The sequence below is a fragment of the Phyllobacterium sp. CCNWLW183 genome (genome assembly GCF_037203775.1).
Lineage (GTDB): Bacteria > Pseudomonadota > Alphaproteobacteria > Rhizobiales > Rhizobiaceae > Phyllobacterium > Phyllobacterium ifriqiyense.
The window spans coordinates 306,113-330,701 of record NZ_JBBCBN010000003.1; the positions used below are offsets into that span (position 1 = coordinate 306,113).

Annotated in this window: 18 protein-coding genes; 12 read left to right on the top strand and 6 right to left on the bottom strand. The window is 53.6% G+C overall.

Annotated features, from left to right (window positions below; all coding sequences use genetic code 11):
• Positions 1-38: 38 nt before the first annotated feature.
• Both V9K95_RS09615 and V9K95_RS09620 read right to left on the bottom strand, forming a co-directional pair.
• On the bottom strand, positions 39-404 hold the full coding sequence (locus V9K95_RS09615; RefSeq protein WP_336440664.1) for an autotransporter outer membrane beta-barrel domain-containing protein: 366 nt from the start codon (positions 402-404) through the stop codon (positions 39-41).
• The gene (locus V9K95_RS09620; RefSeq protein ID WP_336440665.1) at positions 329-5,338 is read right to left on the bottom strand and encodes an autotransporter domain-containing protein; all 5,010 of its coding nucleotides are present in this window, start codon (positions 5,336-5,338) and stop codon (positions 329-331) included. The genes V9K95_RS09615 and V9K95_RS09620 overlap by 76 nt, the downstream gene beginning before the upstream one ends.
• Before the next feature lie 1,173 nt (positions 5,339-6,511).
• Here V9K95_RS09620 and V9K95_RS09625 point away from each other — a divergent pair.
• The 8 genes from V9K95_RS09625 to V9K95_RS09660 all read left to right on the top strand — a co-directional run bounded on the left by V9K95_RS09625 (position 6,512) and on the right by V9K95_RS09660 (position 16,611).
• Positions 6,512-7,741, top strand: a complete 1,230-nt coding sequence (locus V9K95_RS09625) for a phosphopentomutase (RefSeq protein ID WP_336440666.1) — start codon at positions 6,512-6,514, stop codon at positions 7,739-7,741.
• Entirely contained in the window at positions 7,734-8,627 is an 894-nt protein-coding gene (mutM, locus tag V9K95_RS09630) for a bifunctional DNA-formamidopyrimidine glycosylase/DNA-(apurinic or apyrimidinic site) lyase (RefSeq protein ID WP_336440667.1), read from the top strand. Before V9K95_RS09625 ends, mutM begins: the two co-directional genes overlap by 8 nt.
• 11 nt (positions 8,628-8,638) lie before the next feature.
• Positions 8,639-9,412: an enoyl-CoA hydratase gene (locus V9K95_RS09635; RefSeq protein WP_336440668.1), complete on the top strand. Its 774-nt coding sequence runs from the start codon at positions 8,639-8,641 to the stop codon at positions 9,410-9,412.
• Between the two features lie 219 nt (positions 9,413-9,631).
• The gene (rpsT, locus tag V9K95_RS09640) at positions 9,632-9,898 is read left to right on the top strand and encodes a 30S ribosomal protein S20 (protein WP_008122492.1); all 267 of its coding nucleotides are present in this window, start codon (positions 9,632-9,634) and stop codon (positions 9,896-9,898) included.
• 932 nt (positions 9,899-10,830) lie between these two features.
• Positions 10,831-12,324, top strand: coding sequence for a chromosomal replication initiator protein DnaA (gene dnaA, locus V9K95_RS09645; protein WP_435530116.1), 1,494 nt, complete (start codon positions 10,831-10,833; stop codon positions 12,322-12,324).
• A gap of 167 nt (positions 12,325-12,491) precedes the next feature.
• A complete protein-coding gene (gene dnaN, locus V9K95_RS09650; RefSeq protein ID WP_115051396.1) occupies positions 12,492-13,610 on the top strand; it encodes a DNA polymerase III subunit beta in 1,119 nt (372 codons plus the stop codon).
• Positions 13,611-13,627: 17 nt separating this feature from the next.
• Positions 13,628-14,791 (top strand): DNA replication/repair protein RecF, encoded by a 1,164-nt coding sequence (recF, locus tag V9K95_RS09655; protein ID WP_336440669.1) that lies wholly within the window; start codon positions 13,628-13,630, stop codon positions 14,789-14,791.
• A gap of 158 nt (positions 14,792-14,949) precedes the next feature.
• Positions 14,950-16,611 carry an L-lactate permease gene (locus tag V9K95_RS09660; RefSeq protein WP_307282418.1) on the top strand — a complete coding sequence of 554 codons (1,662 nt, stop codon included), beginning with the start codon at positions 14,950-14,952 and terminating at the stop codon, positions 16,609-16,611.
• Positions 16,612-16,670: 59 nt separating this feature from the next.
• Here V9K95_RS09660 and V9K95_RS09665 read toward each other — a convergent pair whose 3' ends face one another.
• Together V9K95_RS09665 and V9K95_RS09670 are read right to left on the bottom strand one after the other, a co-directional pair.
• The gene (locus V9K95_RS09665) at positions 16,671-17,084 is read right to left on the bottom strand and encodes a pyridoxamine 5'-phosphate oxidase family protein (RefSeq protein ID WP_336440670.1); all 414 of its coding nucleotides are present in this window, start codon (positions 17,082-17,084) and stop codon (positions 16,671-16,673) included.
• A gap of 109 nt (positions 17,085-17,193) precedes the next feature.
• Positions 17,194-17,412: an HVA1 family protein gene (locus tag V9K95_RS09670; RefSeq protein ID WP_115051400.1), complete on the bottom strand. Its 219-nt coding sequence runs from the start codon at positions 17,410-17,412 to the stop codon at positions 17,194-17,196.
• A 134-nt stretch (positions 17,413-17,546) separates the two neighbouring features.
• Here V9K95_RS09670 and V9K95_RS09675 point away from each other — a divergent pair, with 134 nt between their 5' ends.
• Together V9K95_RS09675 and V9K95_RS09680 are read left to right on the top strand one after the other, a co-directional pair.
• On the top strand, positions 17,547-17,993 hold the full coding sequence (locus V9K95_RS09675; protein WP_336440671.1) for an SRPBCC family protein: 447 nt from the start codon (positions 17,547-17,549) through the stop codon (positions 17,991-17,993).
• Entirely contained in the window at positions 17,980-18,309 is a 330-nt protein-coding gene (locus V9K95_RS09680; protein ID WP_307282411.1) for an ArsR/SmtB family transcription factor, read from the top strand. The genes V9K95_RS09675 and V9K95_RS09680 overlap by 14 nt, the downstream gene beginning before the upstream one ends.
• On the opposite strand, the gene V9K95_RS09685 is transcribed toward V9K95_RS09680, so the two are convergent.
• Complete coding sequence (locus V9K95_RS09685; RefSeq protein WP_115051402.1) at positions 18,286-18,900, bottom strand: TetR/AcrR family transcriptional regulator; 615 nt, start codon at positions 18,898-18,900, stop codon at positions 18,286-18,288. The two genes, V9K95_RS09680 and V9K95_RS09685, sit on opposite strands and share 24 nt — an antisense overlap.
• Before the next feature lie 115 nt (positions 18,901-19,015).
• Between V9K95_RS09685 and V9K95_RS09690 the strand changes: the two genes are divergently transcribed.
• Both V9K95_RS09690 and V9K95_RS09695 read left to right on the top strand, forming a co-directional pair.
• Positions 19,016-20,221 (top strand): MFS transporter, encoded by a 1,206-nt coding sequence (locus V9K95_RS09690; RefSeq protein WP_115051403.1) that lies wholly within the window; start codon positions 19,016-19,018, stop codon positions 20,219-20,221.
• 154 nt (positions 20,222-20,375) lie between these two features.
• On the top strand, positions 20,376-23,114 hold the full coding sequence (locus V9K95_RS09695; RefSeq protein ID WP_336440672.1) for an autotransporter family protein: 2,739 nt from the start codon (positions 20,376-20,378) through the stop codon (positions 23,112-23,114).
• A 268-nt stretch (positions 23,115-23,382) separates the two neighbouring features.
• Here V9K95_RS09695 and V9K95_RS09700 read toward each other — a convergent pair whose 3' ends face one another.
• Complete coding sequence (locus V9K95_RS09700; RefSeq protein ID WP_336440673.1) at positions 23,383-24,534, bottom strand: DUF2778 domain-containing protein; 1,152 nt, start codon at positions 24,532-24,534, stop codon at positions 23,383-23,385.
• Between the last annotated feature and the right edge of the window lie 55 nt (positions 24,535-24,589).

Consider the following 24,589-nt stretch of genomic DNA (forward strand, 5'->3'; position numbering starts at 1 on the left):
AAACTCACCACCTGGCGGGTTCGGACTGTATAGACTACTCAAAACCTGAGCGACAAATTTGCCTTGACCGCATTATCGCGGCTTTGTTGTGAAAATTGCCCGGTATATTTGATGCCAAGACGGGTATTTTTACCAATGTCGATATCAATTCCAGCTTCAACATTGAGCGCGTCCTTTGCAATCGGCAAGCCCTGGATGGCGAAATTTCCGCCGCCTGCAAAGGCATGCTGCCCCGTCACTGTCACGTCTCCCATTGCATGATTCCATCCGACCATGCCGTGAGCGGTCAGCGTGGTCTTCTCGCTTAACTGGAAGTGATGCGAAGCTCTCAGACCCAGCGTTGTCGTTGTAACATTATAATTTCCTGACCGCCCGGATAGAGCCGTACGCCCCCCTCTTCCCAAAAGCCGTCACTCTTCAAATACACATGGCTGATCCCTGCAAAGGGCTCAATCACCCCATAGGACGTGTTGATCGCATAGCTAATTTCACCAAAGCCTTGCACAGTTGTTGCTCCATAGGTGGCATGGTTGCCGTCCACTGTTGCAAACCATTCTGCTTGCCGATCGGTGCTGATGTCGTGACGTCCGAGATTAACGCCAAAACGTAATCCTAGCGGATTGCCTGCAACATCCCACTGCGTGCCGCCATAGGCTCCCATGTGATAGCTGTTCACGGAGGCGACCCCATTGCGCGTTGACAGAGAGGTCGTGCTATACCCCGCCAGAAGTCCGAAACGCCATGTGTCTGAAACTGCACCGTCAAGGCCGGTCACGATCCCGCTGACAGTGCGACTGTAACCGTCCGCATTGCCATTTTCTGCCGCATTGGCCCAGGAACCATAGGTCTGCCCCCATACAGCCAGGCGCGTATCCATTGCTGCGTCACGCTGCGTGATTGCCTTGAGTGCTGCGCCCGAACTTTGCGGTTTGCTTTGAGTGCCATAGGCGAGTGGCTGCACGACTGCCTGCTTCAAAGCGGCGTTATCTCCAAAGGCTTCCCGTAATCGGCTCGCGGCTATATTCGAGATGAAACGGCTGTCTTGTATAAGCACACCGGCGAGTGTTGCATGAATTTCACCACTCAACAGATCATAATCGGGGGTCGAGTTTCTTGATGATCTGAGTAGATCCGTGAACAGATCATTGCCAAGGCCCAACGACTTGATCGCTCCGCCTACGCTTTTCTGGTTTGCGCTGTTTGCGCCAATCAATTCAAAATCACGAATCTGAATCTCAACTCGCTCAGCTTTCTTCCCGGCAATCGAATCAGCAGTCGCGGCCACCTCAGTTGGCTGAATTGCAGCCACTTGCGGAGCTGCAGGAGGAGTGTCTGCCTCCTTCGGCTCGACCGGTGGCGCGACAGTCTCCTTAGTCTCAACTAGTGGAGCAATAGTCTCCTTCGGCTCGGTCGGCGCAGCAACAGCCTCCTTAGTCTCAACGGGTGGAGCAACAGTCTCCGTCGGCTCGACCGGCGCAACAACAGTCTCCTTTGGCTCAACTGGTGGAGCAACAGTCTCCGTCGGCTCGGTCGGCGAAACAACAGCCTCCTTAGTCTCACCTGGCGGAGCAACAGTCTCTTTCAACTTGGCTTCTTGCTCAGCCTTCAACTTGGCCTCTTGCTCAGCTTTCACCTTGGCCTCTGCGTCAGCCTTCAACTTGGCCTCTTGTTCGACCCTCAGCTTGGCTTCTTCGGCAGCCTTCAACTTGACTTCTTGCTCGGCCCTCAACTTGGTTTCTTCATCCACCTTCAGCTTGGCTTCTTCGGCGGCCTTCAGCTTGGCCTCTTGCTCGGCCTTCTGCTTGGCTTCTTGCTCCGCCCTCAACTTGGCCTCTTCGTCAGCCTTCTGCTTGGCTTCTTGCTCGGCTTTCAGCTTGGCCTCTTCGGCGGCCTTCAGCTTGGCTTCTTGCTCAGCCTTCAACTTGGTTTCTTCATCCGCCTTCAGCTTGGCCTCTTGCTCGGCCTTCTGCTTGGCTTCTTGCTCCGCCCTCAACTTGGCCTCTTGCTCAGCTTTCACCTTGGCCTCTGCGTCAGCTTTCAGCTTGGCCTCTTCGTCCACTTTCGGCTTGATCGGTGGAACGATGGAGAATTCCAAGTCCACCGGATTTTCTGATTTGCTTGGCGTGGGCTCCGGTATCCGTTCAAAACCGAGAATAACCTTGTTGCCGCTACAAGCGACCTTGCCCTTGACAGAGGTCATTGGCATCACGTCCTCAAAACAGCCCTGATCCGAGATTCCATTGCCTGCCGTCAAAATCTCAAAACTCTTGCCGGTCAGATCGACTATCTGTTCTTCACTAAGCACTACGGCATCATCAGCCATCGTGACCATGATAACGCCGCCTAGAAGATAGGCTTTTCCGCTTATTGCGACCTTACTTGCTGTGCTCGTGTCCGGGGCAATCTCGATGCCAAAAATACTATCCTTGGCGAAGGTTGCATCTCCCTTCACTTTCAATAAGTCGGTCGAATTTTCCAGCGATATGCCACCGCTATTCACGAACAGCTTATCAACGCTACCATTGCCGCCAAGTATGCCACTTGCATTAATTGTTGTTGTACCAGCCTTACCGTCCACCGTTGCAGAACCACCATTCAGCAGCAGATTGCCGGAGACGCCGCTTGCCAATACGGCAAGCCTCCCCCCATCAGCCACCTCAATATCTTTGCTTGTGCCAGCAATGGTGAGAAGGGCGTCCTTGTTGACAATAGAAGCGGAGTCAATTTTTCCGCCCTGATTGATCAAAAGCTCACCGCCATTCACCGTCGTAGTGCCGGTATATGTGTTCTGACCAAGCAGGGTTAGTTGCCCAGGTCCGGACTTGGTCAGGCCGCCAATTGAGCTGAAATCTGCGTTGAGACTTGAATTGAAACCCTTCGTATCGACGTCAATTCCTTGAGAGCCTATAGTGGCAGTATTAAAAACCCGCACATTGGCAGGGCTGCCATAATGTAGCGTTGCCCCATCGGTCACCAGGGAAGACAAAGAGCTTTCTCCGGGAACCAACCAGAGCGACTTGTTTTTCAAGGTAAGATTAAGAGTCGATGGGTCGACGAAGGATGTCGTACCATCCAGCGTCGAACCATCAAGGGTTACATTAAGTTTCGCCCCGGCAACTGCAACAAGTGCCGCCTCCTTTCCCTTTATTATGGAAGAACTGCTCGCAAATATCTCCAAAGGAGCGCCGCTCGTGTGGGCTCCAGGATTCAAGGTTGATTCCACCCGGCTATTGGTAAGGAAAACCTTTGAAAGAGGTGTCGAAACATCGCCCGCGCTAAAAATACCAACAGCTTCTGTTCCAAGGGAAGTAGCAGTACTATCGACAAGCCGCAGTTCTGCTCCATTTTCACTGGAAACCGCATGAGCCATATTCCCATTGGTGCTTATTATTGTTTTCGTTGCTGTCAGTGATGTACCAGCCTTTACGGAACGCAGCCCATATGCCTTCTTACCCGATGTCGAAACCGTCACTCCATCAAGTTTCACCGTTCCGCCATTGGCCCAAGTGCCTTGAAATCCTTCGCCATTGGCAGTCAGTGAGCCGCCACTTATGTTGAGCTTGCCTCCATCACTGGCAGCACCATGACCTGTAGTCGTTGTCACTTTGGTGTCCTTGGCCTTCAATTCTCCGTTGATAATACATAGACCCGTAGAATCGGAACCCTTTGTTTCAATCTCGGAGTCTGTAATATCGATCACACCGCCATAGGCATATGCGCCTGATGCCTGGTAGCCATTTGTTGTCACCTTGGTATTATTTTTTGCCGTAATCTTGCTCTTGCCGTTCTCCGAACTCAGACCATATGCGCTCTTACCCAACGTGGTGACCGTGGCTCCATCAAGCTCGATCGTGCCGCCTAATGCCCAAACACCACGATGTTCATCGCCATTGGCAGTCACAGAGCCGCCACTTATGTTGAGTTTGCCTCCATCGCTGGCAGCACCATGACCTGTAGTCGTTGTCACTTTGGTGTCCTTGGCCTTCAATTCTCCGTTGGCAATATATAGACCTGTAGAATTAGGACCCATTGTTTCAATCTCAGCGGCTGTAATATCGACCACGCCGCCTTTGACATAGACGCCTGATGCCTGGTGGCCATTTGTTGTCACCTTGGTATTATTCTTTGCCGTAATCTTGCTCTTGTCGTCCTCCGAACTCAGACCATATGCGCTCTTACCCAACGTGGTGACCGTGGCTCCATCAAGCTCGATCGTGCCGCCATTGGCCCAAGCACCATAACGATTGTCTCCGTTGGCGCTCATTGAGCCACCAGTTACACGCAGATTACCTCCCGCATAGCTGGCAGCAGCATGGCCCTTCTCGGCCGTCACTTTGGTATTCGTAGTCGTCAATACTCCAATATATTCAACATATAGGCCGGTAGAGCCAGATCCCTTCGTCTGAACTTCACTTGATATGAAATCGATAGTTCCACTTTTGGCAAAGGCGCCATAGTTCCCATCGCTATTGGTGGTCAGTGAGCCGCCTGTAATAGTAACTTTACCTCCCGACTCGCTAAAAGCGCCATAACCATTAACCGCTGTCGCAATGCTATTTGTGGCCTTCAATATGCCAGACTCAGCAGCATAGAGGGCCGGAGATTCGCGCCCCTTTGTCTCAATTTCAGCCGCTGTAATGTCGATCTCGCCGCCAGCGGCAGAGACAGCCCTTGCACGTTCGCCAAGTGTATTTACCTTGGTGTTATTTTTTGCCGTAAGCTTGCTATTGCCCGCCCCCGAATACAGACCATGTGCCTCCTCCTGGGATGTAGTGACCGTCACTCCATCCAGTTCGACAGTTCCGCCATTGGCCCAAACAGCCCTAGACCTGCTTCCATTGCTGACTAGTGAGCCACCTGTAACAGTGAGTTTACCTCCCGTCCAACCGATAGCAGTATGAGCGTTGCCCGTTGTTACTTTACTATTCGCAATCGTCAATATACCGTTGTTTTCAGCATGTAAGCCTACACCCTCGAAACCTCGCGTCTCAATGTCAGCCCCTGTAAGGTCAATCACGCCGCCATCGGCAGAGACAGCCCTTGCATACAAGCCGCTTGTTACGAGTCTAAGAGGGCCGTTGCTTGAGATTTTCCCATTGTTCCGGGCTGCCAAGGCATAGCCCGATGCGCCGCCCAACCAAAATCCCGTATCAATGGTTCCGCTTACGCTTTTCTCCACACCGTCGGCCGTAACCCACTGTGCCCAGGTGCTTTGGGAATCGACGCAAATATATGCAACGCCCATCAAGAGCGACGCAGCTAATTTCGCCAGTTTTATGAAAACAGCACGCCGGAGATCACGTCGCGTGAATGCGGGGGCATAAGAGTAAACCAACATGGCACCTTCTTTCAAAGGGGACAGTCCGCATCGCCTTCACCCATTCCATTCCGCCTCGCGCCATAGCAACGGCTATCTGCAAGTGTTTCCAGCGAAGATGGAGCCAAGCAAATGCTCCAATTCTTTGCTTTTGCAAATTCCAACTAACACTACACGTTTGTTGGAACTGCACTTATCTCCTGTCAAAAACTCTAGATCGCCGGGCCTCCTCACGGACGCAAGATGGCAATCTTTCCTTTTGTCTTAGCATCAGATCATCCGAAAACCGGAATTCCACTTTTCAAGCCGATGCTTCAGCTTGGCCAAGACCCTTCCGGGCAGAAAACGCAACCTATCTTTCACTTGGCATCGGATTTGCGAAAATCAGGATTCTATTTTGATCTGCATTATAGGCGAATGAACTGTCTGAAGTGTGAGCACTGAGTAAGGCAACGTCTGTATATTGACATACTCCACAAATATATACCGCACTCACCATCAACTCTATCCGTACGGATACCTATTTTATGAAAATCATCAAGTTTTAATAGAATTTAATCTGAGACTTCGTGACAAATTCTTACCATATTTGTGACAAATTGTTAAATTTTTATCATTTCCAACTTATTATTGCACTTTTAATACTTAATAATTTGAACCGTGTTAAGTATACATTAGAAATAAACTTTCGAGAACCTATCCTATGCCAAAATCGAAATTTACTTCCGCAAATCTATTTTTTCCTGACAACGGCAACCGCTATTCCTCAGAATGCTCGGTAGTTTTACCGGTATTTAGCGCCACCAAGCTTCAGTAAATGCGCAAGCATACTAATTCAAACTGAAACTTCTAAAGATTGCCCCTTGAACCCATTCGTCCGATCTCGCTTGATCAGATCAACCTGAGATAGTCTGTAAACAGTGTTTCAAGGGTGAAATAGCGTTAGGGTTGCATTCCACTTGCATGATTGTCGACCGTACCTCAGGGCGCAATTAGTAATTTTATCCAGAACCCCCGCACATCGCTGATCCGAGAAAATTATCGACGCCGAGGAGCCTTGGCACGTCTGCCCGGATCCTGAAAAATCCATACTCAAAGGCATGATGTATCCACAATTTGTCTTTGGGCGCCGTTTCACCTATCTGTGGTTTTTGGAGCAAAACAAGATCTGCTCAAACTTTCGTGGAGTGGGCCATGTCTCGCGCTTTTCTTTTTGTACTGGATAGTTTTGGCATTGGTGGCGCGCCGGATGCCGCAGCCTTTGGCGACGAGGGTTCCAATACCTATGGCCATATTGCTGAAGCTTGCGAGGCGGGACGAGGTGACAAAGCCGGACTTCGCTCGGGCCCGCTTTCATTGCCTAACCTCAGTGCGCTCGGGCTGGCCCACGCCGCCCACCTGGCTTCCGGCTTTCAATTACCACCCCAGCCTCTAGAACTTACCGGCCTATGGGGTGCAGCGCAGGAAGTCTCCAACGGCAAGGACACGCCGTCCGGCCATTGGGAAATTGCTGGTGTGCCGGTGACTTTCAACTGGGGTTATTTTCCGCAAACGATACCCGCCTTTCCGGCAAGCCTTGTCAGCGCGGCTGTACAGCGTGCCAGCCTGCCCGGAATTCTTGGAAACAAACATGCATCCGGCACAGATATTATAGATGAGTTCGGCGAGGAACACATTCGGACCGGCAAGCCCATCTTCTATACATCCACCGATAGCGTGATCCAGATCGCCGCTCACGAAACACATTTCGGACTGCAACGGCTTTATGACCTTTGCCAGATCGTGCGCGAGCTGGTCGATCCACTCAATATAGGGCGCGTGATAGCGCGGCCCTTTCTGGGAGAAAGCAAAAGCACATTTGAGCGGACTGGCAATCGCCGTGACTACTCCGTTCCACCGCCGGAACCGACGCTTTTGGACAGGCTCACCGAGGCTGGGCGCACTGTCTTTGCAATCGGCAAGATTAGCGACATCTATGCCCATCGCGGGGTAAGCCATGTGCGCAAGGCGAATGGCAATATGGCGCTGTTCGACGAGACGTTGAAAGCAATGGATGAGGCAAAGGACGGCGACTTGGTTTTCACCAATTTTGTCGATTTCGACATGCTGTATGGCCATCGCCGTGATGTTGCGGGCTATGCGGCCGCGCTTGAGGCGTTTGATCGTCGTCTTCCTGAAGCCCTTGCCAAGCTGAAACCCGGCGACCTCATGATCCTGACGGCTGATCATGGCTGTGATCCAACCTATAAGGGAACCGATCATACGCGTGAGCGGGTTCCGGTTCTGTGCGCAGGGACTGGCCTGCCCCATGCCTCATTGGGGCTTCGCCTCAGCTTCGCAGATATTGGCGAGACGATTGCCGCCCATCTGAGTATTGCCGCTGGCAAGCATGGTAAAAGCTTTTTGAAGGGCACCGATGCCTGAATTACCCGAAGTAGAAACTGTAAAGCGCGGCTTGCAACCCTCAATGGAGGGCGCAACCATTCGCCAGGTGGAGCAGCGGCGTCCTGATCTGCGCTTTCCCTTTCCCGAAAACTTTGCCGGGCGTTTGATCGGACAGCGCATCTCATCGCTGGAGCGGCGGGCAAAATATCTCATATTCCACCTTGATAATGGCCTTGGCCTTATCAGTCATCTTGGCATGTCCGGCTCCTACCGCATTGAGCAGGAGGATGGCAGCGATATTCCCGGCAGCTTCCATCACGAGCGCTCGAAACTTTCCGCTCATGATCATGTGATCCTGCATCTGGCAGGAGTCGACGGTATTAACCGCCGTGTCGTCTATAATGATCCGCGGCGGTTCGGATTCATGCTTTTTGCCGAGCCGGACCAACTCAATACCCACCCTCTTATAAAAGACCTTGGAACAGAGCCCACGGGAAATCGCCTGGATGGCTCACTGATCGCCAGGCTTTTTGCAGGCAAGTCTGCGCCCTTGAAAGCAGCATTGCTTGACCAGAAGCTCATTGCCGGACTTGGCAACATATATGTCTGTGAAGCATTGTGGCGTGCAGAGCTTTCTCCGGTGCGCATGGCTGGCAGTATTGCGGGCAAGGACGGCGAAGCGACGCCCATGTCCGATCGGCTCGCGACATCGGTCCGGGCTGTTATCGCCGATGCAATCAAGGCAGGCGGTTCCAGTCTTAAAGACTATACACAGACCAATGGCGAGCTTGGATATTTCCAGCACTCGTTTTCTGTCTATGATCGCGAAGGTTCCCCTTGCCCCCGCAATGGATGCGGTGGCACGATATCGCGCATTGTCCAAAGCGGCCGTTCAACATTTTATTGTCCTGTCTGCCAGCATTAGGAGATTTATTCATGGCCTATGAGAACATCATCGTCGAGACGCGGGAGAAGGTTGGTTTTATTCAGCTCAACCGGCCCAAAGCGCTCAATGCGTTGAACTCCGCTTTGCTGGCCGAATTGACAACGGCGCTCGAGCTCTTTGAGTCCAATGCCCGAATAGGCGCAATCGTGATTACGGGCTCTGAAAAAGCCTTTGCTGCTGGCGCCGATATCAAGGAAATGCAAACGTTGCAGTTTGCCGATGCCTATACGGGTGACCATTTCAGCGGCTGGGAGCGCGTTACCGCTATCCGCAAACCCATGATTGCAGCTGTAGCCGGATATGCGCTGGGCGGTGGCTGTGAACTCGCCATGATGTGCGATTTCATCATTGCTGCCGATACGGCCAAGTTCGGGCAGCCGGAGATTACCCTCGGCGTGATGCCCGGCATGGGCGGCTCACAGCGGCTCACTCGCTTTGTTGGCAAATCCAAAGCCATGGACATGTGCCTGACAGGCCGAATGATGGATGCGAATGAAGCAGAACGCAGCGGGCTGGTTTCCCGCGTGGTTCCAGCAAATGAACTTGTTGAGGAAGCGCTGAAGGCCGCCCATAAGATCGCGTCCTTCTCCCTGCCTGTCGTCATGATGACAAAGGAGACGGTGAACCGGGCTTATGAGACGACGCTGACTGAAGGTCTGCGTTTTGAGCGGCGCGTGTTCCATTCCATGTTTGCACTGGAAGACCAGAAAGAAGGCATGGCCGCTTTTGCCGAAAAACGCGCCGCCAACTTCAAGGACAGGTAAAAACCATTGCTCGACAGGCGGATCCAGTGCCCTTTTTGCCCTCCGATCAGCCTGTCGATGCCGACCTTGCGAATTTGCGGGAACTCTCCACAGATTCCAAGTTGACGCATAAGCAAACCTCATCTATAAGCCCGTCAACGTTCGGTGGCCCTTGGCCGCCCTATTATTTTGTGACGACAGCCTGAAGCTGTCGATTAGCTGACAGAAAAGAGAGGCATCATGGCCAACACTCCTTCGGCCAAGAAAGCGGCGCGTAAGATCGAAGCCCGCACCGAAGTAAACAAGTCCCGCCGTTCGCGCGTGCGTACCTTCCTTCGCAAGTTCGAAGATGCGGTAGCAAGTGGCGATCAGGCAGCTGCTGCCCTTGCCTTCAAGGCAGTAGAACCAGAAGTAATGCGCGCTGCATCGAAGGGTGTCTTCCACAAGAACACCGCTTCGCGCAAGGTATCGCGCTTGTCATCGCGCCTGAAGGGCATGACTGCTTAAAACCATTCTAAATTTACATATGAAAACCCGGCTATTCCTTAGCCGGGTTTTTTTATTGGCGTTTTTTTGGGAATAAATTCGTTTCCCGAGAAAAACAATACGGCTTGCCCATGCAATGTCATATGCTTGTCACAAGCAATGTAAGACAGAAAGCGACAGCCACTCTTTATCGTTTATTTTCAATAAGTTAGCGAAGGTAGCCTCCATAGATCAAATGGAGGGTTCGGATTCTCCGGCTGGAGCTACTGTCAAGCGAATATTTATTATTTTTTTTTGGTCGTCGGACTCCGCACTGCAACAAAATGTGAGCTCTAAAAAAGGCGTTGAATCCGAACACTTTTTCCCGCTTGCCCCGACAACAGTTAAAAAAAATGCAATTCCGTTAACCCTTGCTTCATTAAAAATCCCGCGACTCGCACTTGCCCTCACCGCAAAGGTTTTTGTAAGGTCCAGACATCGACGGGGTGGGAAAAACCCAATTAACAGGCTTATAAAATTTTGGTTGTGAACGCAGATTTCTAGTTTGCGTAACGGGTAGTTTTTGTCAGTGCTCAGGTCCAACGGACTTGGAGTCATTTCATTAAACGAGGGCGTTGACGGCGCTGGCGAGAGCCGGGCGTGAGTCTTGTCGCGCTCAAAACTTGAGAAGGATAGAACGGTGACATTGATCGAAAATTCGCAATACGGGTCTTCATTCCAAATGCGTGTCAGCGTTTCAAACTTCAACAACTAGCTTAAAATGAACGGACCGTTCGCAAAGCTGAACGTCCGGATTTACTGTGCGGTGAAAGCCGGCACGCAAAAACCACGGGCAAAACAAAAAGACCCGATACATATCTTTCAGGATGAGGCGAATGACAATGAACAGCGGAATAATGGAAAACGGCGCAAAAGCAGCCATAGTCCCGCTCCATATGGGTGAGGGGAAAGCTATGGAGATAGCCACCAGTCCGGGCGAAGCGATCTTTGAGCGTGTAAAACTCAAACTGAAAGCAAAACTGGGAAGCGAAGTTTATTCGAGCTGGTTTGGCCGCCTGAAGCTGGATGAAACATCAAAGAGCATCGTTCGCCTGTCTGTCCCCACAGCGTTTCTCCGGTCGTGGATCAACAATCACTACGCGGACATGATTGCAGCGCTATGGCGCGAAGAAGACGAACAGGTTCTCAAGGTCGAGATCGTTTTCCGTAGCGCAAGCCGGGCCGCTATCCGCCCATCCTGCGATGAAAGTGCATTGCGCAGCGAAGCCTCTGGAGCTGATCGCGCCGGATCTGACAAGTCCAGCTTCGCCCGCGAAAAGCCGGTATTCCCGGTGGGCAACCTTGCTTCCGACAAGAAAACGCCTGCCCACTTCACCGACCGTGCGCAAAATGCTGTTTTCGGCTCGCCGCTTGATCCCCGCTATACATTCGACACCTTTGTCGACGGCACACCAAACCGTGTCGCTTTGGCTGCTGCCCGCACCATAGCGGATGCCGGCGCCAGTGCTGTCCGCTTCAATCCGCTGTTCATTCACGCCTCGGTTGGCCTCGGCAAGACCCATCTCCTGCAAGCCATTGCAGCCGAAGCCTTGAAGCGGCCAGAACGCGCCCGCGTTGTCTACCTTACCGCTGAATATTTCATGTGGCGCTTTGCAACCGCTATTCGCGACAATAACGCGCTGTCTTTCAAGGAGCAGTTGCGCGATATCGACCTTCTCATCATTGATGACATGCAGTTCCTGCAGGGTAAGTCGATCCAGCATGAGTTCTGCCATCTTATCAATACGCTGCTCGACAGCGCCAAGCAGGTCGTTGTTGCGGCTGACCGTCCCCCATCAGAGCTGGAATCGCTTGATCCACGCGTTCGTTCGCGTCTTCAGGGCGGCGTCGCGCTCGAAATGATCTCGCCAGACTATGCAATGCGCCTTGAAATTCTCCAGCGCCGGCTTGTGGCGGCGCAGGCGGAGGACAAGTCGCTGGATATCACGCCGGAAATTCTTGATCACGTCGCACGTTCCGTTACCGGTAGTGGCCGTGAGCTTGAGGGTGCGTTCAATCAGCTTCTGTTCCGCCAGACTTTCGAGCCCAATCTTTCGGTTGATCGCGTTGACGAGCTTTTGAGCCACCTAATGCGTGGCGGTGAAGCCAAGCGTATTCGCATCGAAGAAATTCAGCGCATCGTTTCGCGTCACTATAATGTTTCCAAGCAGGATCTTCTGTCGAACCGACGCACGCGGACCATCGTCAAGCCACGCCAGATTGCCATGTATCTGGCAAAGATGCTCACACCACGCTCGCTTCCCGAGATCGGTCGCCGTTTCGGCGGACGGGATCACACAACTGTGCTCCATGCCGTGCGCAAGATCGAGGATATTGTCGGCAAGGATCAAAAACTGTCGCAGGAACTTGAACTACTCAAGCGCCTCATCAACGATCAGGCGCAATAAGCAGCGCCATTCAACAGCTTATCAACAGAAAGCCTGCGGCGAGAACGTGTGTTGCTCCCCGCAGGCTTGCTTTTTACGTCTGTTTTCTGCCAATTTGCTTGACCTAAGGGGAATGCCTCCCCACCACCAGACACTTGTTTGGCAAAAGTCAGTGAGACCGGTTTATCATGCGTGTAACTCTTGAACGTTCCAACCTTTTGAAGTCGCTCAACCATGTCCACCGCGTGGTCGAACGGCGCAACACTATTCCGATCCTGTCGAACGTTCTTCTCCATGCCGACGGGGCCAGCCTGGCTCTGAAAGCAACTGATCTTGACCTTGAAGTGACCGAAGCGACTGCGGCACAGATCGAGCAGGCGGGCGCCACCACCGTTCCGGCACATCTGCTTTACGATATTGTCCGCAAATTGCCCGATGGTGCGGAAGTCATGCTCGCAACCAATGCGGATGGCAATTCCATGGCCGTGACGTCCGGTCGCTCAAGCTTTCGTCTCCAGTGCCTGCCGCAATCGGATTTCCCTGAGCTTACAGCAGGTACCTTCACCCATACATTCCGGCTGCCGTCGAGCGCCATCAAAGGCTTGATCGACCGTACGCAGTTTGCAATATCCACCGAAGAAACCCGCTATTATCTCAATGGCATCTATTTCCATACCATTGAAAGCGACGGCACACTGAAGCTCCGCGCTGTTGCAACGGACGGGCACCGTCTTGCCCGGGCCGAGCTTGAGGCTCCCGCCGGTAGTGAGGGCATGCCTGGCATCATCATTCCGCGCAAGACCGTGGCTGAATTGCAAAAACTCGTCGACGATCCCGATGTTGTGGTGACCGTTGAATTATCGGAAACCAAAATTCGTTTCACGATCGGCTCCGTTGTTCTTACATCCAAGCTGATCGATGGCACATTCCCGGATTATCAACGCGTTATCCCATCAGGCAACGACAAGAAGCTCACAATTGACAGGCAGAGCTTCGCCGCCGCCGTTGACCGCGTTTCGACAATTTCGAGCGAACGTGGTCGCGCCGTCAAACTGACGATCGCCGAAGGTCAGGTTACGCTTACGGTTAATAATCCGGACTCTGGCAGTGCCACTGACGAGCTGGCGGCAGACTATGATTCAGATGCTATCGAGATTGGTTTTAATGCCAAATATCTCCTCGATATCACGGCCCAGCTGACGGGCTCCGAAGCGATCTTCATGCTTGCCGATGCCGGCTCACCAACATTGGTGCGTGATACGGGCGATGAGAATGCGCTTTATGTGCTCATGCCGATGCGGGTCTAGCTGCACCTTGCAGTCTCATGGCCGATGATCCCCCTATGGACGCGGGCAAGCCAGCCCGTGTTTCGATCAGCAGGCTGAAGCTCAGCAATTTCCGCAATTATGAAAGCCTGTCCTTACGGCTGGCGCCTTCGCACGTGGTGTTGACGGGTGAAAATGGTGCAGGCAAGACCAATTTGCTTGAAGCTGTTTCGTTTCTGTCTCCAGGTCGGGGTCTGCGCCGCGCGACCTACACTGATGTTACCCGCAATAGTGCAACTGACGGCTTTGCCATTCATGCGTCTATCGACACAGCCGAAGGTACGGTCGATGTTGGAACAGGCTTGGCCGGAAATGCACCAGGCGATACGGCCCGCCGCGTCCGCGTTAATGGCGTAACGGCCACCAGCGCAGACGATCTTCTCGACTATTCACGCATTCTCTGGCTCGTCCCCGCCATGGATGGGTTGTTTACCGGCCCTGCCGGTGACAGGCGGCGTTTTCTGGATCGCATGGTCCTTGCCATCGATCCGGCCCACGGCAAGCGTGTTCTAGACTATGAAAAGTCGATGCGAAGCCGTAACCGCCTGCTTACAGAGGAGCGTGCCAACGCTTCATGGCTTGATGCGATCGAGACGCCCATGGCTGAACTTGGCATCGCTATTGCTGCGGCGCGTGCGGAATTGATGCGCCTCATCAATGGCATGATAGAGCGAATGCCTGACGACACCCCCTTCCCCAAGGCTGACTGCCTGCTTGAGGGCGAGCTGGAACAGCGCATTGGCATAGAGTCCGCGACGGATGTGGAAGAAACATTCCGCCGCGCGCTGCATGATGGCCGCTCGCGTGACCGGGCAGCGGGGCGCACGCTTGACGGACCGCATCGGTCCGACCTGCTCGTGCGGCATCGGCCCAAATCCATGCCTGCGGAACTTTGCTCTACCGGCGAACAAAAAGCACTGTTGATAGGATTGATCCTTTCCCATGCCCGACTTACTGGCGAACTTGCAGGGATGGCTCCGATCCTGCTGCTTGATGAGATTGCGGCCCATCTGGATGAAGGGCGCCGGGCGGCGCTCTTTGACATTATAGAAGAGCTGGGCGGTCAGGCTTTCATGACTGGCACGGACCAGGCACTGTTTAAAAGCCTTGAAGGACGCGCGCAGTTTTTCGATGTGTCGCATGGCGAGGTAACTGGCGTCTAAATAGCGTTACACCACATCATTTGCAGCCCATGGTGCAATATCAAGTGGATTAATGCCCTCTACATCCCATGACTTACAAGTTGCGCTTGCAATATCTCCTGATCACGTAACTACTAAGCGAATCTGACACATATATTAATGATGGGAGAGCATTCATTATGTGGAATCAGGTTTACAATCCCTTCAACAATGCTGTTCTGTCGACGCTTGCCGCAGCTGTACCTGTCGTCATTCTGCTTGCGCTGATAGCGTCAAACAAGGTCAAAGTGCATCTGGCGGCGATTATTGCGCTTATCGCTGCCAATCTGGTTGCGATCTATATTTTCACCATGCCTGCTGATCTGTCCCTGCGCGCTTCGCTTTTGGGGGTCATCACCGGCTTTTTCCCGATCGGCTGGATCGTTCTCAATGTCATTTTTCTCTACCGGCTAACGGTTGAGAAAGGTGTCTTCGAGACCTTGCAGAACACGATTGGCGGCGTGACGCGCGACAGGCGCCTGCAAATCCTGCTTATCGCCTTTTCGTTCGGGGCCTTTTTTGAAGGCGCATCCGGCTTCGGCACGCCGGTCGCTGTCACGGCGGCCATTCTCATCGGCCTAGGTTTCTCGCCGCTCGCTGCATCCGGTCTATCGTTGATCGCCAATACCGCTCCTGTTGCCTATGGCGCTCTTGGTACCCCGATAGCCGGTCTTTCGAGCGTGACGGGGATCGATCCATTTTTGCTCGGCGCGATGGTCGGGCGGCAATTGCCATTCTTTTCGGTGATTATTCCATTCTGGGTGGTGTGGGCCTTTGCGGGCTACAAGGGTATGAAGGAAGTTTGGCCCGCGATTCTAGTCACCGGCCTGTCCTTCGCCATCCCGCAATTCCTGATTTCCAACTATGTTAATCCATGGATCGTTGATATTGGCGCTTCGTTGATTTCGATGGCCTGTCTAATTGGCTTCCTGCGCATCTGGCAGCCAAAGGTCATCTGGACATCGACAGCCTTGCGTATCCGCGATGATTCCGCCAGCCAGGTACCGCCGGTCAAACAGACAAAGAAAGAGCCGACGAGAGCGGAAGTCTGGGCTTCCTTGACACCATGGATCATTGTCTGCGCCGTGCTTTTGGTATGGGGCACTGACTGGTTCAAAGGCATGGTCAACCCGTGGGCCACCTGGAGCTATCCCGTACCCGGTCTTAATGAGCAGATCATGAAGGTCGCGCCCATTGCCGCAACGCCGACACCGGAAAAAGCCGTATTCGCCTTCACATGGCTCTCTTATACGGGTTCGGGCATGTTGATTGCGGCGATCATTTCCGGCTTTCTCATGGGCTATACGCCGGGCGAGCTTGTCCGCAGCTATGGACGCACACTCAAGCTCTGCTCCTATTCACTCATTACCATTTCCGCCATGCTGGCAATCGGCACGCTCACACGGCTGTCCGGCATAGATGCTACCCTCGGGCTGGCTTTTGCGACAACCGGCGTTCTCTACCCGTTCTTCGGCACATTGCTTGGTTGGCTCGGGGTGGCGCTCACAGGCTCCGATACCGCATCCAATGTGCTGTTCGGCAATCTGCAGAAAATTACCTCCGAGCAACTTGGCCTATCACCAATCCTCATGGGTGCAGCCAATTCATCCGGCGGCGTCATGGGCAAGATGATCGACGCTCAATCCATTGTTGTCGCCTCCACGGCGACCAATTGGTACGGGCATGAAGGAACAATCCTGCGCTTCGTCTTCAAGCACTCGATTGTACTGGCCTGTCTCGTTGGCATCCTCGTCATGCTACAGGCCTATGTCTTCACGTGGATGATCGTGACACCGCCTTGATTGATCGATAATGGCATAACAAAAGGCGCTGCTTACGGCAGCGCCTTTTGTTGGAAGCATCAGATTTTTATTTCGCCCTCTTCCATGCCATCCCAATAATGAGCGCGCTCAGCGCTAACCCTTATCATCGCCATTCCTTTTGTATCGACACCGTCCTTGAACCAATCATCGAGATCCGATGTCCAATGTTCCTCAAATTTCTTCTTGTCTTTGATGATCTCGGCTTTCCCTTCGAGAGAAATGGAAAATGCCTTATCACCTTGAAAAGTCAGAGCCACCTTGGGATTTCCCTGGATATCTGAAACCATGTGAGAGTCATCCCAAGTGAAAAAGTAGGAATCCCCATCATATTCGACATCACGATTATTGCTCATGGGGCGTCCTGCAATTGCCCCGTTTTTGGTATGGGTCATCAGCATGCAAATATCGATGTCGCGCATCTTCTCTGCCAGATAGGAAATGTTCTTGCTCATGGTTTTCTCCCTTTTATCGTGAAAGGGCAACGCGCTAAGGGTCGTTTGGTTCAGCTTGAAACCAATTTTCGGTTTGTTGACTTGCCATATCAATTTAGAGCCTTGTCTGTTACTCAGCAGGCTTCAGTTCCGACCCGCTTTTGAGAACCTTGTCGCCATTTTCCTGTTCGATCAGATAGGCAGGATCTTCCTTGGAAGCTTTGCGTGTTACCTCCGCGCCTTTTATTTTCCGCGTCACCGTGCTCGTGAACGTATGAACAATTTTACCGCTGCCGGTACCATTGCCCCAATTCCATTCAACCGTGTTGCCATTATAGAATTTCGTCATAGTTCTTCCTGTCGATCTCTAAAAACATATTAATCAGGAAAATTCCCATCTGCCTATTCAAACCAGAACCGCAACTTTTTGGTTGCATTTCTTTTCTTGATCTGCAAGATTTAAAGCAACCAGGAGGTTGCATAATGTCTGACCGCATTGAAAAGAACATTGAACTGAATGCGCCTGTCGAAAAGGTTTGGCGCGCGCTCACCGATCATCTCGCATTTGGCGAATGGTTTCGTGTCAAGCTTGATGGGCCCTTTGTTCCCGGTAAGGTTTCCACTGGCCATATTACCTATCCGGGCTATGAACATGTGAAGTGGCACGCGACGGTGAAAGCTATGGACGAGCCTCGTCTGTTCAGTTTTACGTGGCACCCCCACGCAATTGATCCCGATGTGGATTATTCAGATGAGACACCGACCTTGGTCGAGTTTCGCTTGCAGCCTTCGGCCAAGGGAACGCGGTTGACCGTCACCGAGTCCGGATTTGACGCCCTGCCCGCCCATCGCCGCGACGAAGCTCTGCGCTCAAATGACGGCGGTTGGGATGAACAGATAATGAATATCAAGACCTATGTTGAACGATAGCCATCTTCCCGATCCCGCACCTTTATTTGCGGCCTTGGGTGATCGAACCCGCCTGTCGCTGCTGACCAAGCTCAGCGACGGCCAAACTCGTTCAATTGCGGGCCTTTCTTCGGATGCGCAGATTACCCGTCAGGCTGTCACCAAGCATCTCAAGGTTCTTGAGGACGCTGGATTGGTGATCAGCACAAAGGTGGGTCGGGAGAGCCATTTTGCGTTCCGGCCGGAGCCGATCAAAGATATTCGTGCTTATCTTGATGGCGTTTCCCGGCAATGGGATGATGCTTTGGAACGATTAAGAGTGTTTGTCGAGCGCTGAGGGTTTTGGCAATAATCCATCCAGCAACTGCCGGATGGCCTTGACTGCCTTGCGCAACGTGGCTTCCGGCTCTGTGGAATTAGCGACCCAAAGCGAAGCGTGGGTTAGCGCTCCATTGAGAATGCGGGCCATTGCTTCCGGCTCGACATCCCTTATCGCCCCTTCATCACGAAGTTGCGTCAGGCTGTCGGTCATGGAGCGAATACAGCTATTTGTTGTTGGCCAGTTTGCCGGGTCGCCCAGAACGGCAGGCCCATCCAACAATACAATACGCTGTATTTCCGGCTCGATCGCCATTTCGACATAGGCCACGCATTCATCGACATAGCCTTGCCAGCGGTTGGTTGCTTTCTCATTGACCTTGATCAAGCGGTCATTCATCTCCGCATCGATCTGTTTGATAACAGCTTCGAGCAATCCCTTTTTGTCTCCAAAATGGTGATAGAGCGCCCCGCGGGTAAGCCCCGCCGAAGAGGTGAAATCGTCCATTGATGCGTCCGCATAGCCCACTGTACCAAAGGCGTGCCGGGCAGAAGCCAATAGTTTTGCTCGGGTTTCGACGATCATTTCACTGCGCGGCTTATGGGCCATCAAATTTCCTTTCACATACGCAACGTATATTAGTTGACATACGCGGCGTATGCAACTATTTCATTTATATACGTCGCGTATGTAAATGGCGGCTGTTCAACAAAGGATGTCTTTCATGGCAAATCCATATAAAGAAATTTTCGCTGCGCCGGGAAGCGTCGCTTTCTCGGCATCCGGGTTCATCGCCCGCCTGCCACTCGGCATGGTAACGCTCGGCATTGTCACCATGCTATCGCAGACTCACGGCACCTATTGGCTTGCCGGCGCAGTCTCCGCGACATTCGCATTGTCCAATGCGCTCATTGCGCCGCAGGTATCGCGTCTTATGGACCGTTTCGGTCAAAGCCGCGTTCTGCCGATTTCGTCCCTTATCACAATCGCTGCGCTGGCCGGACTTATGCTGGCCGCTCACTATCGCACCCCCGACTGGACATTGTTCCTGTTCGCCATGCTCGCCGGCTTCATGCCCAGCATGACGGCACTCGTTCGTGCACGCTGGACGGAAATTTATCGCGATACACCAAAGTTGCGCACAGCCTTTGCCTTTGAATCGGTCGTTGACGAGGTGATCTATATGGTTGGCCCGATCATCGCTATCGGCTTCAGTGTTGCTCTTTTCCCGCAAGCTGGACCTCTTGCCGCAACTTTGCTTCTCGCTGTCGGGAGTGCACTGTTCGTTGCACAGAAATCCACTGAACCCGCCATCCATCCGCAGGACCGCACAGACAACGCCTCGGTAATCCGCCTGCCATCGCTGCAAATTATCGCTATCACACTGGCAGCTATCGGAGCGCTGTTCGGTACGGCCGAAGTCACCGCCATCGCCTTTGCCGAAGGGCAGGGCCAGAAGGCCGCCGCCGGTATTGCGCTTGCGAGCTACGCCGCAGGTTCGCTCATTGTTGGCCTCGTCTTTGGTGCTCTAAAGCTCCAGATGCCTTTGGCAAAACAGTTCCTGCTGGCAATCGGCCTTGCCATGCTGACGACGCTGCCCCTGCTCATCGTCGAGGGCATTGGCGGCCTCTCTATTGCTCTTTTTCTGGCAGGCGCTGCGGTATCCCCAACCATTATCATCTCCATGGGCCTGATCGAGCGTATCGTTCCAGCGGCGAAACTGACCGAAGGCATCACATGGGCAATGACGGGCGTCATGATCGGCATGGCGCTAGGCTCTTCCCTTTCAGGCTGGGTAATTGACGAATATGGCGCAAGCCGCGGTTTCTATGTTTCGGTAGGTGCTGGCGTGCTTGCATTCGTCGCCGCCTTTGCCTTCTGCCTCAGATACGGCCCCAAGCCGCAGGTACAGCTCAAAACAGCTGTTTAACTGCCAGCATCACAAAGAAACCGGCAGAGATGTTTGCACCTCTGCCGGTTTTATTAAGTTAATCTACAATTCTTCAATAAAATGGCTTGTCTACACCTAAAGTATTACCTAACTTCCGCATCGAGTTCACTACATCGCACTTGGGGGGAAGTAGATGGTTCTGGATTTTCTGCGCGGCAAACCTGTCTTGTGCACTGGATTACATAGGACGATACTAACCGGCATCCTTCTGGCCTCAACTACATCAACATTTGGGCTTCTCGCATTCTCCGGCGTTGCGCAAGCAGCCTGCGATCTTACGCCGACAGCTGGCGACAGCACCTATGTCTGCGATAGCGGCGTCAGCACCGGCCTCACCGATAATACCGGCAACAATACGCTTACCATGCCTGCGGGTGGCAGCGGCGCGGTCAATGGAAGCATTGTTTTTGGCGCAGGCGCCGACAATGTGACAATTGGCTCCGGTACAATTACCGGCAATGTCCAGCAGGGCAGCGGCATAGACAATTTCAGTATGACTGGCGGCTCTGTCGGCTCCCTCAACCAGGGTGACAATCTCGATACCTTCTTCATGTCGGGAGGACATATCATCGATGCCTTTGATGACGGCGACCGGGCAATCATGACTGGCGGTCGCATCGGGCGCGTCAACATGAAGCTCGATGACAATCTGTTCGATATGTCCGGCGGTGTCATTGACCGCAATCTTGTTACTGGCTTCGGCAACGACACGATCATCCTGTCCAACGGAACGATCGGCGGCAATATCAGCGTAAGCGGCGGCACTGACAGCGTTACGGTTACAGGCGGCAGCGTCGGCGGTAGCATCCTTCTCAGTTTCGGCACTGACACATTCAACTGGGACAGTGGCGGTATTATCTATGGAGCGATTGATCTGGGCGGCGACAATGACGTTGCCACACTCACCAATCTGACCGCTGCAAATATTGGCGCGACGACACAGGTTACGGGCGGCGCAGGCAGCGACGCGTTGACCTTCAGCAATGTCGCTGCAGACAATGTTTCGCGGTTTCAAAGTTGGGAAAACATCGCTGCGACCAATGACACCGAGCTTACTTTCAATGGCGCCTTGACACTGGGCGATGCGGGTACGCAGACGGGCAACCTCTCGGTTGATTCAACCAGCACTATATTTGGCGGCGGCGCAAACTCAGCCGTTGCATCCTTCGTGGCTGGCCAGTTCGTCAATGTAGCCAATGCAGGCCGCATTGATCTGACCAATGGCACCGGCACAAGTGACAGCTTCCGCATTGCCGGTAATTATACCGGTAATGGTGGGCTGCTGTTTCTAGACACTGTGCTTGGCGATGACAGTTCAGCTTCCGATAAGCTCATCATTGACGGCGGCGTTGCTTCCGGTACGACTGGCATCAGCGTTATCAATAATGGCGGCACCGGCGCCAGCACGACGCAAGACGGCATTCTTCTGGTAGAAACCGTCAATGGTGCAACGACCACCAGCAATACATTTGCGCTCAACAATGCTGTCGCGGCAGGTGCCTATGAATATTACCTCTTCAAGGGCGGCATCAGCGACGGCAGCGAACAAAACTGGTATCTGCGCTCCACGCTGGTAAGCTCCCCTGAGCCACCTGCCCCGGCTCCGGCACCCTCGCCAGTTGATCCTGGCCCGGTCGTCGAGCCGCAACCGCCGGAAGTATCTCCGCCACCGCCGCCACCACAGCAAGAGCCAGCGCCACCTTTGCCCGTAAATCCGGACGACCCGAATCCGGTCGATCCCTCGCCGCCTGTGCAGCCGGGAGACATAGCACCGGTCGCGCCTCCACCACCGGCGGAAGCGGCAGCGCCAACGCCGCCGCCATCCGCACCGCCTATACCCGGAAATCCGGCGCCGGTGCCCGGGGCTGGTTCAGCCCCGCCGACGCCTGGTGCAACCCGCGTCCTTGGCGATATTGTGTCTCTATACCGCATCGAAGTGCCAACCTATTCGGCAGCAATTCCAGCACTGCGGCAGACAGCCTTTGCAACGCTCAGCACATTCCACGAGCGGCGCGGCGCTCAGGAAATTCTTGCTCCGGGCGAGATCGGTTCAGCCGCATGGGCCCGTGTCTTTGGCGAAGACGTCGAACAGGGTTGGGGCGGCACCGTTTCCCCGACCATCGATGGTACGCTCTGGGGCGTACAGGCAGGACTCGACATTCTGCGCTATGAGAGCGAGAGCGGCCACAAGGATACAGCCGGGCTATTCTACGGATTTGCTTCGCTTGATGCCGATATTCGGGGACAAGCACTTGGTTGGAACAATCTGAAGACCGGCAAGATTGATACGGACACCCACAGCGCCGGTGCTTATTGGACCCATATCGGCCCCACAAACTGGTATGTCGATGCCGTTGTCATGGGAAGCTGGTTCGGCGGCACCGCCCGTTCTGATCGGGGCGTTGGCGTTGACGTGGAAGGCAATGGCGTAACAGCATCGCTGGAGGGTGGTTATCCGTTCAAGCTCAGTGATAATTGGGTTTTGGAGCCGCAGGCGCAGATCATCTGGCAGCATATCTCCCTGGACGATCAGGAGGATGAGTTTTCTGATATCGCCTTCGATGCCGATGATGGCTGGACAGGCCGTGTCGGCGCAAGGCTGCAAGGCAATTATCAGACATCATCCGGTCTGTTCCAACCTTATGTGAAGGCCAATCTCTGGCATTCGTTCAAAACCAAGGACAGCGTGAAGTTTGGCGGCGATGATATTGTCACGGAAGGTGAAAACACCTCGCTGGAACTTGGCGGCGGTATCGTTCACAGTTTCAACAAATCGGTCAGCGCCTTCGCTGTGGCTGACTATACGTTTGATGTTGATGGCGACAAACGTGAGGTCTTCGAAGGCAATATTGGCCTTAAAGTAAGCTGGTAGGCGCTCATACCGCCTGGAGTATCTTGCGTTTGACCAGTAAATGGGTAGTGCGTGCTTCGACAAGCTCAGCATGAGGAATGTAGAGACTGGCAGGGAGCCTAGTCTGAGACGTTGCAATTAGACATTGCAATCCACTTCTTTCCTCAGGCTGAGCTTGTCGAAGCACGCACAACATCCATGCAAAATTACTGAATTTGCAAAACATTTGGAGCAATTGCAGCGAGAGCGTCAGCGGTTTTGCGTCGGGAATTGCGCAAGACCAACGGCTTTACCGTGACGCAACACTTGTGGATCCGCCAGGCAAACGGGCGACCACGACCAGCTGTGTAATTTCGCCACGTTTGAAAGCGGCAAGGAAGCGCTTGTAGTCCTTGAACACAAGGCAACCATTGGAATCGCCGCGCTTGCCCAGCATGTAAGTGTGAGCCAGCAAGCCATCGCGCCCGAAAATCTTGCTCGGGTCGACCGGGTTGAGCCGGATTGCTTCCACTCCATGGAATAGGGCTTCCCGCATGGTCAGCTTATAGGTATGTGGCGGCGTCGCACCGCGCATTTTCTTATGCACGAAGCGTGGGTCGTCTAGCATTGGCCCCAGACCCGAATGTGCTTCAAGACGCTCTCCACTCGGCATATAGACCGTCTTCTGCTCGATACTGTAGATCGCCGTTCGGGCGCGAGCCGTAATAACAGGAGCGGGCTTGTAGCTCGGCGCCATATCCTGAATGTTGTTTTCCTGCGGCGCGTAAGCCATGACTTGCGCGTCGCGCTTTGCCGCATCCGCAAGCCGCTTTGGCTTCATGCCGGGCAATGGAACTTCCGTCTCGACGTCAGTCTCCGCCAGAACAAGGCTGAATGGTTCTTGCGGCGACGTGCCAAGGGCTGGGCCGGGCTCCTGCAAGGCGACGATTTCGGCAGGCGCAGGCGCGTCCAGAGAACTATAGGATCGGACAGGCGTATAGATTGACGAAACCTGCATTGTATCAAGCCCTGCAGCCCGCGCATCGAACGCATCTGCCTCAAGCGGCGGCTTTGCTGCCACCACTACTTTCGGCTTGGGCGGGGTAATGACAATGACTTCGCCGTTCTTCCCGATAACCGAGCCTTCATCCATGTCACTGACCTGCCAGCCAGTCCGGTTCAACTCCGGCATACGCGGGAACTTTGGTGCGCTTGGATTGGCATCATAGGCAACATGTTGCATGGCATGCCCGGAAAATGGGCTGAAAGCCTGGCCACCGGCGCTTGCCGAAACGTGGGGGATAAAGGCGCGCTGCAGGCTGACGACCGCGGCAACCGTGCCCAGTGATCCAACGACCCCGAAACCGGCAAGAATAGCCGCGGAAAGGAAGCCCCGCGCCGGCTGACGGCCCTTTTTGGCTTCAGGCTTGGCGCCCCCGACCGTCTTGACTGCAAACGCCATGATACAAGCTTCCCGAACTCTTACTCAATACATATCAGCGCCCCGCAAAATCACT